The organism is Falsiroseomonas algicola (assembly GCF_011040385.1).
Classification (GTDB): Bacteria; Pseudomonadota; Alphaproteobacteria; order Acetobacterales; family Acetobacteraceae; genus Falsiroseomonas; species Falsiroseomonas algicola.
In genome coordinates this window covers 254,675-268,281 of sequence record NZ_JAAIKB010000003.1, presented here as the reverse complement: position 1 = coordinate 268,281, position 13,607 = coordinate 254,675, and the positions used below count along the sequence as shown (strand labels likewise).

Sequence of the window (13,607 nt, the reverse complement as noted above, 5' to 3'; positions counted from 1 at the left end):
ATGCTGACCCGAAGGCATCTGCTGGGCGCGGCCGCCGCGCTGGCCGCCCTGCCCGCCACCGCGCAGCCCGCCTGGCCATCGCGCCCGGTGCGCATGGTCGTGCCGCTGGTGCCCGGCGGCACCACGGATCTCATCGCGCGCGTGATCGCGGAGCCGCTGTCCCGCGCCATCGGCCAGCCGGTGGTGGTGGAGAACCGAGCCGGCGCGAATGGCTGGATCGCGAATGACCAGGTGATGCGCGAAAGGCCCGATGGCCACACGCTCATCGTCAACAACGTCTCGACGCATGGCATCAACTCCGCCATGGCGCCGGCGGACCGGCCACTCGTGCCCTCCCGCGGCCTGGCCGGCATCACCAACCTGATCGAGGCGCCGCAGGTGATGCTGGCGCCGGCGGAGTTTCCGGCCACCACGCTGGCGGAGTTCGTGGCACGCGCGAAGGCGTCGCCGAACCCGCTGGTCTTCGCCTCGGCGGGTGTCGGTTCCTACCAGCACATCGACCTCGAGGCTTTCGCGAAGCGCGCGGGCATCACGCTGGTGCACCTGCCGCTGCGCGGCGCCGGTGAGATGGTGCCCGTCATCCTGCGCGGCGATGCGCAGATCACGGAATTCAACCTGGTCTCCGCCCTGCCCCACATCCAGTCCGGGCGTCTGCGGGCGCTGGCCGTCGTGTCGCATGAACGCCTGCCGCAGCTGCCGGAAGTGCCGACGACGGTGGAGGCCGGGTTCCCGGACCTCGTCACCACCTTGTGGAACGGCCTCTTCGCGCCGGCGGGGACGCCGGAGGCGATCGTCACCGCGCTGCACGGCCATGTCACGCGCATCCTGCGCGATCCCGACGTCTCCTCCGGCCTGCTGCGCCAGGGCGTGCGCATCACGCCGAGCGAGACGCCCGCCGCCTTCGCCGACTACGTCGCGCGCGACGTGGCGCGCTGGACGGCGCTGACGCGGGAATTCGGAATCGCCGCCAACTAGTCCGGCTTGTGAGCCCCTTTGGCGCACGGTAGCGTGACGGCGCAACGGCGCCGGCCTCGAAGCACGGCGCTACGGAGGAAATGGCCATGCTGCGGATCACGGTGAATGGCCGTGCGACGGAGGTCGATGCCGACCCCGCCACGCCCCTGATCTACGTCCTGCGCAACGATCTCGCGCTCAATGGTCCGAAGCTCGGCTGCGGGCGGGCGCAATGCGGCGCCTGCACCGTGCTGGTCGATGGCCATGCCGCGCGGTCCTGCCAGGTGAAGCTCGGCGATGTCGCCGGCGCGCAGCAGGTCACGACGCTGGAAGGCCTCGGCACGCCGGAGGCGCCGCATGCGCTGCAGGCCGCCTTCATCGCCGAACAGGCCGCGCAATGCGGCTACTGCACCAGCGGCATGATCATGCAGGCGGCGGCGCTGCTGGCGGAGAAGCGCGCGGCGCTGACGGAGGCGCAGGTGGCGGAGGCGCTGGACCACAACCTCTGCCGCTGCGGCACGCAGCCGCGCATCGTGCGCGCCGTGATGCGCGCCTCTCGCCAGCAAGGGGCCTGAGCCATGGGTGTGCAGACCCCGACCCGCCGCGGCTTCGTCGCGGGCCTCGCCGCCGGCGCCGCCGGCCTCGCCATCGGCTTCCGGCTGGATGCCCGCGCGCAACAGGCCGCACCGGTCGGCCCGCCGATGCTGCGCGCGAACCCGAAGCTCGACAGCTGGGTGCGCATCACGCCGGATGGTCGCATCGTGGTGCTGACCGGGCGTGTCGAACTCGGCCAGGGCGTGCTGACCGCCATGCGCCAGATCGCGGCGGAGGAGCTGGATGTCGCGCCCGCGCGGCTGGAGCTGATTTCCGGCGATACGGCGGAGACGGCGAATGAAGGCGTCACCGCCGGCAGCCAGTCCATCAAGTTCGGCGGCGAGGCGCTGGCCGTGGCCTGCGCCGATGCGCGCGCGACGCTGGTGACTGCCGCGGCCGAGACCTGGGGCGTGGAGCGCGCCGCGCTCAGCGTGACGGATGGCGTCATCGAGGGCATCGGCGGGCGCCGCATGACCTATGCGGAGGCCGCTTCGCTGGTGTCGCTGGTGCGGCCCGTGAACCTGGCGGCGCAGCGCAAGCCGCCGCATGCGGGCACGATCATCGGCACCTCCCTGCCCCGCACCGACATCCCCGCCAAGGTCTTCGGGCAGCAGGTCTTCATCCATGATCTGCGGCCGGAAGGGATGCTGTTCGGCGCCGTCGCGCGTCCGCCTGCCTATGCGGCGCGGCTCGTCTCGCTCGACATGGGCTGGGCGGAATCGCTGCCGGGTGTCGTGAAGGTGGTGCGCGACGGCAGCTTCATCGGCGTGATCGCGCGGCGGGAGGAACAGGCGAATGACGCCGCGCACAGGATCACCGCGGCGGCGCAGTGGCGGGACGGCGAGGCGATCTTCGGCGGCAAGGGCGTCTTCGAACACCTAAAGACACAGCCCGCGCTGACGCGCACTATCCACAGCAAGGACGCACCCGCCGCCGCGGCCGCCCGCACCCATGTCGCGGAATACCGACGCGGCTTCCAGGCCCATGCCTCGATCGGCGCCTCCTGCGCGCTCGCGACCTTCGAGGATGGCAGGCTGACGGTCTGGTCGCATGCGCAGGGCCCGTTCCCTCTGCGGGGCGATCTGGCACGTGGGCTGCGGATGGACCCGGCCGCGATCCGCGTCATCCATGCGCAGGGCAGCGGCTGCTACGGCCACAATGGCGCGGATGACGTGGCGCTGGATGCCGCGCTGCTCGCCCGCGCCATGCCCGGCCGCCCGATCCGCGTGCACTGGACGCATGAGGAGGAGATGGTGTGGGAGCCCTGGGGCTCCGCCATGGTGGTGAAGCTGGAAGCGGCGATGCGCGCGGATGGCTCCATTGCCAGCTGGGGCCATGATGTCTGGTCCTTCCCGCATTCGACCCGGCCGGGCGACCGCGTCGGCTGCAACCTTCGTTCGGCCTGGTATCTGGAGAATCCGGTCCCGCCATCGCCCATCGTGGATGGCGCGCTGCCGAACGGGGCCTCGGCCCGCAACGCGGTGCCGATCTACGACTTCCCCGGCCAGCGCGTGACGACGCATTTCCACACGGCGATGCCGGTGCGGACCTCCGCGCTGCGGACGCTGGGCGGCTACTTCAATGCGGTCGCGGCGGAGATGTTCATCGATGAATGCGCGGCGATCGCGGGCGTCGATCCCGTGGCGTATCGCATCCGCCACCTGGCGGACCAGCGCCTCGTCGCCGTGCTGCGCAAGGCCGTCGAGATCAGCTTCTGGCAGCCGCGGCCCGTGGTGATGGGGCGGGGCAACGCGCAGGGCGCGCGCCTGGTCGGCACGGGCGTCGGCATGACGAAGTACAAGAACAGCGACAGCCATGTCGCCGTGGTCGCCCGCGTCTCCGTCGATCCCGCCACGGGTGTCGTGAAACTCGAGAAGATGTGGGCGGCGACGGAGGCGGGGCGCGCCATCAACCCCGACGGCATCGCCAACCAGATCGAGGGCGGCATGGTGCAGGCCGCGTCCTGGACGCTGCTGGAGGAAGGGCGCTGGGATCGCAACCGCATGGTGAGCGAGGACTACCACGCCTATCCCATCATCGATTTCGACCGCATTCCGCCGATCGAGAGCGTGCTGATCGACCGGCCGGACCTGCCCTCGCTCGGGGTCGGCGAGGGCAGCCAGGGCCCGACGGGTGCGGCGATCGCCAACGCCATCCTGGATGCGACGGGGCGGCGCGTCCCGGAGATCCCGTTCACGCCGGAACGGGTGCTGGCGGCCTTGAGGGCCTGACCGCGGCGGCGGCGGGGCGCTACACTCGGCGCCCCGCCACCGCCGAAGGCCAGACATGACCAGCACGCCACCGCTGATCGGCGTCATCAATGCCGGCTCCTCCTCCGTGAAGGCCGGGGTCTTCGCGGGGGAGCGGCGCGTGCTGTCCTGCGTGGTGGAGGGCATCGGCGCCCATCCGGCGACGCGGGCGAAGGATGCGGATGGCACCGCGCTGCCGCCGCCGGCGCTGGACCCGGCGCCGCGCAACCCGGGCGAAGCGGCCTCGCTGCTGCTTCCCTGGCTGCGCGCGCAACTCGGCGGGCAGGCGCTGTCCGCCATCGGCCATCGCGTCGTGCATGGCGGCGCGCATCACGCGAAGCCGGAGCGCATCACGCCCGCGCTGCTGGCGGAGCTGGAGGCCCTGGTGCCGCTGGCACCGCTGCATGAGCCGCACAACCTTGCGCCGATCCGCGCCATCGCGGTGATGGAGCCCACGCTGCCGCAGGTGGCCTGCTTCGACACCGCCTTCCACCGCTCCATGCCCGCGGTGAACCAGGCCTTCGCCATCCCAGCCGCGCTGGCGGAAGCCGGCATCCGCCGCTACGGCTTCCACGGCCTGTCCTACGAATACATCGCCTCCGCCCTGCCCGCGCCGCTGCCGCAGGGGCGCGTCGTGGTCGCGCATCTCGGCAATGGCGCCTCCGCCTGCGCCATGCGGGCGGGCGTCTCGGTCGCCACCACCATGGGCTTCACGGCGCTGGACGGGTTGCCGATGGGCACGCGCAGCGGTGCCATCGATCCGGGGGTGGTCCTGCACCTGATGCAGGCGCGCGGCATGAGCGCGGACGAGGTGCAGGACCTGCTCTACAAGCGCTCCGGCCTGCTCGGCCTGTCGGGCGGCCTCTCCTCCGACATGCGCACCCTGCTGGCCAGCGACGATCCGCGCGCGGGCTTCGCGGTGGAGGTCTTCTGCCTGGCGGTATCGCGCGCCATCGCGTCGCTCGCCGTCACGCTGGGCGGGCTGGATGGAATCGTGTTCACCGCGGGCATCGGGGAGCATGCGGCGCCGGTGCGCGCCGCCGTGCTGCGACACCTGGCCTGGCTGGGCGTGACGCTGGACGAAGTGGCCAACGCCACCCATGGCCCCCGCATCAGCACGGCGGATAGCCGCATCGCCGCGCTGGTGCTGCCGACGGATGAGGAACGCATGATCGCGCGCCACACGGCGAGCCTCGCCCTCAGCTGATCCGCCGCGCCTCCCGCGCCCGCACCCGTTCGCGATGCGCGGTGTAGAGGCCTGCGGCGGCGATCACCGCGCCACCCGCGAAGGTCCAGCTGTCCGGCACCGCGCCGAAGCCGATGAATCCGACCAGGCTGGAGGTGACGAGCTGCACATAGGAAAAGGGCGCCAGCACGCTGGCCGGCGCGGCGCGATAGGCCAGCACCACCAGCGCATGCGGGATGGAGGAAACGAGCCCCACCAGCATGCCGAAGCCCACCTGCCCCGCATCCGGCGTCTGCCAGCCGAAGGGCAGCAGGACAGTGAACAGCAGGAAGCCTACCCCCGCGCTCCAGATCAGCGTGGTCTCCGGCGGGTCGCCGCCCGCGCCCGCCATCTTGCGCGTCGCGATCACCGCGCCGGCCCAGAAGGCCGCCGTCAGCAGCGGCAGCAGCGCCGCGGCCTGGAAGACGCCCGATCCCGGCCGCACCACGATCAGCACGCCGACCAGCCCGACCGCGATGGCGGACCAGCGGCGCCAGCCGACCTTCTCCGCCAGGAAGATCACCGACAGCACGGTGATGAAGGCGGGGGAGACGAAGTTGATGGCCGTCGCCTCCGCCAGCGGCAGCACCCGGAGCGCGAAGGTCATGGCCAGCGCCGATCCCGCCACGCCGAGGCCGCGCGCCACCTGCAGCCAGGGGCGCCGCGCCGCCAGGAAGCGCGTGCCGCCGCGGCGCGCCACGAACAGAAGCGCCAGCAGGAAGAAGGTCGCGAAGCGGATCCAGGCGACCATGAGGGGCGAGAGCGTCTGCGTCAGCTGCTTCGACATCGCATCCGCGATCGAGAACAGCGTGATCGCCGCCAGCATGAGGAGGATGCCGCGCACCGGATCGTCGGGCCGGGGCGGCGGGGGGATGCTGGCGGACATGCGGGCAGGAAACCATGCCGGCACGCGTCGCGTCCAACGCTGCGTCAGTAGCCCCGGTCCAGCCCCACGACCTGGTGAAGCGCCTCGCCTGCCCGGAAGCGCGCGACATTGGCGAAGAAGGCGCGCAGGCAGCGTTCCGCATAGGCGCCGGGATCGTAGAGCCCGCAATGCGGCGTGATAATGAGGTTCGGCGTGTCCCAGAGCGGGCTGTCCGCCGGCAGGGGCTCCGTGGGCAGCGCGTCCAGCACCGCGCCACCCAGCGTGCCGTCCCGCAGCTTCGCCGCCAGCGCATCCGCATCCAGGATCTCGCCCCGGCCGATATTCACCACGCCGGCATGGGGCGGCAGCAGGTCCAGCGCCTCGCGGCCCACCAGGCCGTTCGTCGCCGGTGTCAGCGGCAGGGCGATGATCAGGAAATCGGCGCGCGGCAACTGCGCGCGGAAGCCATCGCCCTGCGACATCTCCGCGACGGCGGGATGTGGCCGGCCGGACTGGCTGTTGCCCAGCACCACCATCCCCTGCGCCGCCAGCGCCTCCGCCGCCGCGCCGCCCAGCGCACCCATGCCGAGGATCAGCACGGTCTTGCCCGCCACGGTGCCGCCGGATCGCGGCGCCCAGCGATGCTCGCGCTGCGCCGTGACCAGGGCGGGGATGAAGTTGTTCAGCATCAGCACCGCGGCCAGGCTGTATTCGGCGGCCTTGGGGATATGCGTGCCGCTGGCATTGGTCAGGGTGACGGAAGCCGGCAGCCCGGCCTTCAGCAGCCATTCCACGCCGGCGCTGGAATAGCTGATCCAGCGCAGCCTCGGCGCGCGGCGCGGCAGGTCATGCAGGGGCGCGGGGCCGACGAGGAAAAGCGCCTCGGCCTCCGCCAGCGCGGCGTCGAAACCGGCGGGATCGGTGGAGTGGCTGGCCGCCAACCCCTCCCCCACCGTCTCCGCCCGCAGCCTGTCCCACAGCGCGGCATTGAAGGCCCCCGCCTGCATGGAGGCGGGGTTCACCTGCGCGTGGAGGCGCAGCGGCGGCATCGCTATTCCAGCCTCACATTGTTGGCGCGGATGATCTCGCCATAGGATTCCGTCTGCGCCACCAGGCGGCGGCGGAAGGACTCCGCCCCATCGGCCTGGACCTCGCCGCCGATCTCGCCGATCCGGGCCTTGATGGCGGGTTCGTTCAGCACCGCCGCGATCTCCCGCTCCAGCCTCGCGATGATCGCGGGCGGGGTCTGCCCCTGGACCAGGATGCCCTGCCAGGTGCCGGCATCGGGCTCGGGCCAGCCGAGTTCGCGGAAGGTCGGCAGGTCCGGCAGGTTGGCGAAGCGGCGCGGGCCGGTGACGGCGATGCCACGCATCTGGCCGTTGACCACGTAGTTCATGGACTGGGTGGAGCCCGCCATGGTCAGGTTCGATTCGTTGGAGACCAGCGAGAGCAGCGCGGGCGCGCCACCGCGATAGGGCACGTGCTCCATCGCACCGCCCCAGTGGCGGGCGAGTGACAGCGCGACCAGGTGGGTCAGCGTGCCGGTACCGGAATTGGCGGCGTTCAGCCGGCCCGGATTGGCCCTGGCATAGGCCGCGAGCTCGGCCGCGTTCTGCACCGGCAGGGCGCTGTTCACCGCCAGGATGTAGGGGGCGAAGACCACCATCTGCACCGGCGCCAGATCCTTCAGCGGGTCGAAGGGCATGCGCGCGAAGAGCCAGGGATTGGTGGCGAGCGCGGAGATATCCAGCAGCACCATGCTGTGGCCGTCAGGCCGGCTCTTCGCCACCGCATCGGCACCGATGTTGCCACCCGCGCCGGGGCGGTTCTCCACGATCACGTTCTGGCCGACCCGGGCGGCCAGGGATGGCGCGATCAGGCGCGCCAGGATGTCGCTGGTGCCGCCAGGCCCGAAGGGAACGACGATGCGAAGCGTCTGGCTGAAATCCTGCGCGCGCAGCAGGGCGGGCGTGCCGAGCAGCGGCGCGGCGATGCCGGCCTGGAGGATCGTGCGGCGGTTCATCGGATGGTTTCCTTCCCCGGTTGCTGCGCCCTGATCGGGCGTCGATGCCGCAACCTTGCGCGCGGCGCACGGGGGCCACAACCTCGTCCGCGCACGGCGGGGTGCCGGCGCGACAGGATGTGACGGCGTGCGACTGACCGACCAGCGTTTCACCGCCGCCATTGTCGTGGCGCAGACCCTGGCGCAGATCGGCGCCTTCACGCTGCCCGCTTTGCTGCCGGGCTATCTCGATCGATGGGATCTCTCGGCCACGGAGGCCGGGTGGCTCGTGGGCGCCTTCTTCGCGGCCTATGTCGCCGCGGTGCCGGTGCTGGTTTCCCTGACGGATCGCGTGCCGGGGGTGCGCATCTACCTCGTCGGCGCCGGCTGCACGGCGGTGGCGCATCTCGGCTTCGGGCTGCTGGCGGAAGGCTTCTGGTCCGGGCTCGCATTCCGCGCCATCGCGGGCGTGGGCTGGGCGGGCTGCTACATGCCCGGGCTGAAGGTGCTGGCGGACCGGCTGGAGGGCGCGGCGCAATCCCGCGCCGTGTCCTGGCATGCGGCGGGGGTGGGGATCGCGGGCGCGGCCTCCTTCGCCATGGCGGGGCTGCTGGATGCCCTGGGCGGGCCGGCGGCGGCCTTCAGCTTCGGGGGTATCGCCGCCCTGGTGGCGGGGGCGATCGGGCTGGCGGTCATGCCGCGCCAGCTGCCGCCGCGCGCGCCGGATGCGCCGCCGCCCGCCGCGCTGCTGGATTTCCGCCCGGTCTTCCGCAACCGCGCCGCCATGGCCTGGATCGCGGGCTATACCGTCCACACCTGGGAACTCGCCGCGCTGCGCGCCTGGGGTGTTGCCTTCCTCGCGGCGAGCTTCGCGCGGGATGGCGCGCCCGCCTGGATGCCGGGGCCGGCGGCGATCTTCACCGCGGCGGGGCTCGTCGGCATCGCCGTCTCCGTCACGGGGAACGAGACGGCGCAGAAGCATGGCCGCGCGAAGGTGGTCACCTGGGCCATGGCGATGGCGGCGGGATTCTCCCTCGCCACGGGCTTCGCGGGCATCGCTTCTCCCATCCTGGCGGCCTTCTGCGTCATTGCGTGGAATGCCTGCATCTACCTCGACAGCTCGGCGCTGACGGGCGGCACGGTGCAGTCGGCTGCACCGGGCATGCGCGGCGCCACGATGGGGCTGCACAGCATGTGCGGCTATGCTGGTGGCTTCCTCGGCCCGCTTGGCGTCGGCGTGGCGCTGGACCTGGTGGGGGCGGATCGCGCCGTGGCCTGGGTGCTGGCCTTCGGGCACCTGGCGCCCTTCACGCTGCTGGGGCTGCTGGTCCTGCGCCGGCTGTCCCGTTAACGGCGCGAAACACGCGCAACACGGCGCGATGCCGCCGTGGTGCCGCCATGCTTGCGCCATGCGCGGATGCTCGGCTTAGTGGATCATCAAGACCCGCGATCGTTTCATCGCCGGGACTCCTCGGGGATCCAGCATGGCAGCGCCGCATTTCCTCCTGCAGACGCCGGTGGGGTCGGTGGTGCCGGTCGAGCTTGGCGGCCAGCCGGTACAGGCGCGCTTCGCCGACCTGCAGCGCGCGGCCGGGGCGCAGGCCGGGCTCTTCGCGGAACCGGTGGCGACGCGCGATGCCTCGGGCGCCATCCTGTCCTTCGCCTGGTACGCGCCGGGCGCGGAGGCGCAGCCGCTGTCGAGCCTCGGCCAGCCACAGCGTGCCGCGGCCGAGTCGCAGTTGCGCGCCGCCCTCGCCGACCTCGCCCCGCGGGCACAGGGCACGGGTGGCGATGCCGCGCTGATCGCCGCGGCGCTGGCCCTGCCGAACAGCAGCGCCGTGCTGGTGGTGGATGGACGGCCCGTGCTGGCGGGCTGGGGCCTGGTGCCGGCGGGGGATGCGCGGGATGCGGCGACGCGCATCGCCGCCGTGCTCGGCCCCTTCCTGCCCGGCCCCGCATCCCCGCAGGCCGCACCGCGCGCCGCGCCGACGCGCAGCGCCCCGCCCCCGCCGCCACCCGTGCTGCCGACTGCGACCGCCGCGCCCATCGGCCCGCGCCGCTTCTGGCTGGTGCCGGCGGCCATCGCCGTCGCCCTCATCTTCCTGGCGCTCGGCTTCTGGCTGGGCTGGAAGCTGCTGGCGGAGGCGGTCGCCAACCGCCCGCAGACCGCGGAGTTCGTGGACCGCGACCGCGTCCGCCAGGCGATCGAGCTGCAGCGCCGCGCCAATGAGGGCCTGGCCGAGGAGGTGGAGCGCGCCCGCCGCGCCGCCGAGGGCAATGTCTGCCAGGCGACGCCGCTGACCACGCCGCCCGGCCGCGGCCCGCTGCCGCAGGATTTGCCCGCCCGCCCGACGCCGCCCGCGACGCCGGATGCGCCGCTGGCGCCGCGACCCAACAACCTGCTGCAGCTTCTCGACCAATCCGTCGTGCTGGTGGCAGGGCCGGGGCGGGATGGGCTGTCCATCGGCACTGGCTTCTTCATCGCGCCCGGTGTCGTCGTGACCAATGCGCATGTGGTGGCGGATGTCTCGGGGCAGCTCGTGGTGGCCTCCCGCCACCTCGGCCGCGCCTTCCCGGCGCAGGTCACGCGCCGCACGCCGCAGGCGCGGCCGGGCGAGGCCGATTTCGCGCTGCTGAGCGTCTCCGGCGTGCCGTCGCTCACGCCACTCACGCTGACGCGCCAGGCGCAGCGGCTGGATGAGGTGATCGCCGCCGGCTACCCCGCCGCCATCGTGCAGAACGATGCGCGCTTCCAGGCCGTGCTGCGCGGCGAGATGTCGCAGATGCCGGAGATGGTGGTGACGGATGGCCGCATCTCCGCCATCCAGACGCTGGCTTCCGGCCTGGTCGCCATGCCGCATTCCGCCAATATCAGCCCCGGCAATTCCGGCGGGCCGCTGGTGGATCGCTGCGGCCGCGTGGCGGGGGTGAACACCTTCAACCACATCAACGCGCAGCTGGCCGAACGCGTGAGCTACGCGCAGAAGACGGATGCGCTGCTGGCCTTCCTGCGGGAGGCGGGGATCAGCGTGGAGCCGGTAGACAGCGCCTGCGCGCCGACGCCGGAACCCGCCGCGGCCCCCGCCACGCCCCCGGCCGCGACGCCCGGCACCCCGCCCGCCGCCCCCGCGCCGGCCCCGGCCACCCCCGCCCCGGCCGCCCCCGCGCCCCCCGCCCCGACACGGACGCGCTGAGCCATGTCGCGCAGCCTTGCGGCCACGACACGGGATGCGGAACTCCGCGCCCTGGCGGCGGGCGGGCAGCCCGTGGCAGGCGCCTGGGCGCAGGTCACCGGCCACCTGATCCGCCGCCTCTCCTCCGACCACGCCGCCATCTTCGCCGAACCCAGCCCCGACCCCGCCCGCGGCACCACCGACTGGTACGCGGAGGGCGAGGGCGAGAGCATCGCGATCGACGAGGCGCCGGAGGCCGCCGCGCGGTTCGAGGAACTGGCTGCCGGCATCCGCAAGGAGGCCGAACGCCTCTCCGGCGAGCGCGACGAGGGGCTGCGGCTGCTGGGCGAGCTGCTGCGCCAGGCCATCGAGGTACCGGGGCGCGAATTCATCCGCCTGCGTGGGGAGAGCATCTTCCTGGTGGCCTGGGGCCATCACCGCGCGGGCCGGGCGGCGCCGGCGGAGCTGGTGCGCGCCCTGCCCGCCGCCGCCGCCCCCATGGCCATGCTGGCGCTGGCGGCGACGCGGCGCGCGGCGACCTGGCTCTGGGCCCTGCTGGCGGCAGCGCTGCTGGCGCTGATGCTGGCGCTCGGCCTGTTCCTCGCCTGGCGCGATCCCTTCGGCTGGCTCGTGCCCCCGCCGATGCAATGCGTGGCCAACCCCGACGATCTGGCGCTGCTGGAGGAGCTGAACCGGGTGCGGGAGGAGGAGGCCGCGCTGCGCCGCCAGATCGCCGACGCGGCGGAGGAGCTGGGCCGCCGCCGCCTGCTCTGCGAACCGCCGCCACCCCCGCCGCGCCCCGTGCCGCCGCCCGCGCCGGAGCCGCCCGCGCCGCCCCCGGCACCGGAGCCCGAGCCGGAACCCGTGCCGCCGCCCCCGCCCCCGGCGCCGCCCCCGCCGGAACCGCCGCGGCCGCCCCAGAATGACGATGCCGACCGGGCGCGGCGCGAGGGGGCGCAGGAGGGCCGGGTGCAGGTCATCCTGGGCTGGGATTCGCGCGATGACCTCGACCTGTCCATCGTCTGCCCGGACGGGACCGTGATCTCCTACATGCAGCGGCAGGGCTGCGGGGGCACGCTCGACGTGGACCGCAACGTCGGCAACCAGCGCACGCGGACGCCGGTGGAGAACGTCTATTTCGACAATCCCCAGCCCGGCACCTACCAGGTGCGGGTCCACCAGTATGACCATGTGGACCGGCAGGAGACCCCCTACCGCGTGACCATCCGCATCGCGGGCCAGCCCGACCGCACCATCACCGGCGTGGCGCGCCCCGGCCCGCCGCGGGTGGTGGACCGCTTCACCATTCCGGGCCGGTGACCGCCATGCAGCGCCTTGCCGAACTGCCTGACAGCCGCCTCCGCTGGCTGGGGCCCCAGGGCCTCACGCCGCCGGATGCCCTGGCGAAGCTCAAGCCTTTGCTGGCCGAACTCGGCCCCCACCACGCGGCCCTGCTGGCCACGCCGGTGCGGACCAGCGACGGCATCGCCTGGGAGGCGCCGGGCGAGTCCTCGCTCGCCATGCCGCGGATGACCGCCGACCAGCGCCAGGTCTTCGACGCCACGCTGACCCTGCTGTTGTCGGATATCCGCCGCGCGGCGGAGACGGCGCGGGCCAAGGGCGATGCGGCGTCGGCCGAGTTGCTGGATCTGGTGCGCCGCGTGCCGGCGCCGGAGCTGGTCTTCGCCGTGGATGGCGCGCCGGTGCTGGCGGGCTGGGGCTTCGCGGCGCCGCAGGGGCCGGCCATCACGGTGCTCGGTCCCTTCGATGACGGGCGCGGCGCCGCTGCCCTGCCGGGCGACCGCACCGCGATCGCGCTGGCCGGCGGTTCGCTGCTGGCCCTCGCCTTGGCGGCCGTGCTGGCGGCGCCCTTCCTGGTGGCGCTGCTGAACCCACCCCTGCCCGCCTGCCGCGTGGATGCGGCGGGGCTGGCGGCGCTGGAGGAGCTGGACCGGGCGCGGGAGGAAGGGCGCGGGCTGATGGCCGAACGTGACCGGCTGCGCCAGGACCGTGGCCGCCGCATGGCCGAATGCCCGCTGCCCGAACCGCCGCCGGCGCCGGAACCGCCCACGCCGCCGGCACCGCCGGCACCGCCCGCCCAGCCCCCCCGCGCGGCCCTGCCGCAGGAACGCTGGGATCGCGGCGACGTGGCGCTGCTGGAGGGGTGCTGGAACCTCGATTCCAACTACCGCACGCGGGACGTCGATACCGGCCGCATCGATACCGTCCGTTCATGGCGCATGTGCTTCGACCGCAACGGCCGGGGCACCCAGACCATGGTCTATGACAACAACCGCCGCTGCACCGGGCCGGTGGCGGGCCGCTTCGAGGGACAGACCCTGCTGATCGACGACACCGCCGACCTGCCCTGCGACGATGGCTACCGCGTGCTGCACCGCCTGGCGCGCTGCCAGCGCAGCAACGAGACCCGCGCGGAATGCGAGAGCCGGAACGTGCGCAACCCCGCCGCCCCCGGCAGCCGCTTCACGCTGCGCCGATGAACAGGGGTCGGTCTTCCTTGCCGCGCCAAGGGGTTGCGGGCGAT

Annotated in this window: 11 protein-coding genes; 8 read left to right on the top strand and 3 right to left on the bottom strand. The window is 73.2% G+C overall.

All coding sequences use genetic code 11. From position 1 onward, the window contains the following. The 4 genes from G3576_RS09860 (at position 1) to G3576_RS09845 (ending at position 5,004) form a co-directional block, all read left to right on the top strand. The gene (locus tag G3576_RS09860) at positions 1-975 is read left to right on the top strand and encodes a Bug family tripartite tricarboxylate transporter substrate binding protein (protein ID WP_164694218.1); all 975 of its coding nucleotides are present in this window, start codon (positions 1-3) and stop codon (positions 973-975) included. 86 nt (positions 976-1,061) lie between these two features. After that, positions 1,062-1,529, top strand: coding sequence for a (2Fe-2S)-binding protein (locus G3576_RS09855; protein ID WP_207622744.1), 468 nt, complete (start codon positions 1,062-1,064; stop codon positions 1,527-1,529). A 3-nt stretch (positions 1,530-1,532) separates the two neighbouring features. Further along, positions 1,533-3,779 carry a xanthine dehydrogenase family protein molybdopterin-binding subunit gene (locus tag G3576_RS09850; RefSeq protein ID WP_164694216.1) on the top strand — a complete coding sequence of 749 codons (2,247 nt, stop codon included), beginning with the start codon at positions 1,533-1,535 and terminating at the stop codon, positions 3,777-3,779. Positions 3,780-3,834: 55 nt separating this feature from the next. Next, positions 3,835-5,004: an acetate/propionate family kinase gene (locus G3576_RS09845; RefSeq protein ID WP_164694215.1), complete on the top strand. Its 1,170-nt coding sequence runs from the start codon at positions 3,835-3,837 to the stop codon at positions 5,002-5,004. On the opposite strand, the gene G3576_RS09840 is transcribed toward G3576_RS09845, so the two are convergent. Genes G3576_RS09840 through G3576_RS09830 form a run of 3 tightly spaced genes read right to left on the bottom strand, consistent with a single transcriptional unit; the run spans position 4,997 to position 7,910 of the window. Further along, positions 4,997-5,908, bottom strand: coding sequence for a DMT family transporter (locus tag G3576_RS09840; protein WP_164694214.1), 912 nt, complete (start codon positions 5,906-5,908; stop codon positions 4,997-4,999). The genes G3576_RS09845 and G3576_RS09840 overlap by 8 nt on opposite strands. Positions 5,909-5,952: 44 nt before the next feature. After that, positions 5,953-6,936: an NAD(P)-dependent oxidoreductase gene (locus tag G3576_RS09835; protein ID WP_164694213.1), complete on the bottom strand. Its 984-nt coding sequence runs from the start codon at positions 6,934-6,936 to the stop codon at positions 5,953-5,955. A gap of 2 nt (positions 6,937-6,938) precedes the next feature. After that, complete coding sequence (locus tag G3576_RS09830) at positions 6,939-7,910, bottom strand: Bug family tripartite tricarboxylate transporter substrate binding protein (RefSeq protein ID WP_164694212.1); 972 nt, start codon at positions 7,908-7,910, stop codon at positions 6,939-6,941. Between the two features lie 127 nt (positions 7,911-8,037). Here G3576_RS09830 and G3576_RS09825 point away from each other — a divergent pair, with 127 nt between their 5' ends. The 4 genes from G3576_RS09825 (at position 8,038) to G3576_RS09810 (ending at position 13,563) form a co-directional block, all read left to right on the top strand. Then, positions 8,038-9,240 (top strand): MFS transporter, encoded by a 1,203-nt coding sequence (locus tag G3576_RS09825; protein WP_164694211.1) that lies wholly within the window; start codon positions 8,038-8,040, stop codon positions 9,238-9,240. Positions 9,241-9,373: 133 nt separating this feature from the next. Further along, the gene (locus G3576_RS09820; protein WP_164694210.1) at positions 9,374-11,083 is read left to right on the top strand and encodes a trypsin-like peptidase domain-containing protein; all 1,710 of its coding nucleotides are present in this window, start codon (positions 9,374-9,376) and stop codon (positions 11,081-11,083) included. A 3-nt stretch (positions 11,084-11,086) separates the two neighbouring features. Continuing rightward, positions 11,087-12,382 (top strand): YfaP family protein, encoded by a 1,296-nt coding sequence (locus tag G3576_RS09815; RefSeq protein ID WP_164694209.1) that lies wholly within the window; start codon positions 11,087-11,089, stop codon positions 12,380-12,382. A gap of 5 nt (positions 12,383-12,387) precedes the next feature. Next, positions 12,388-13,563: a hypothetical protein gene (locus G3576_RS09810; protein ID WP_164694208.1), complete on the top strand. Its 1,176-nt coding sequence runs from the start codon at positions 12,388-12,390 to the stop codon at positions 13,561-13,563. Positions 13,564-13,607 lie beyond the last annotated feature (44 nt).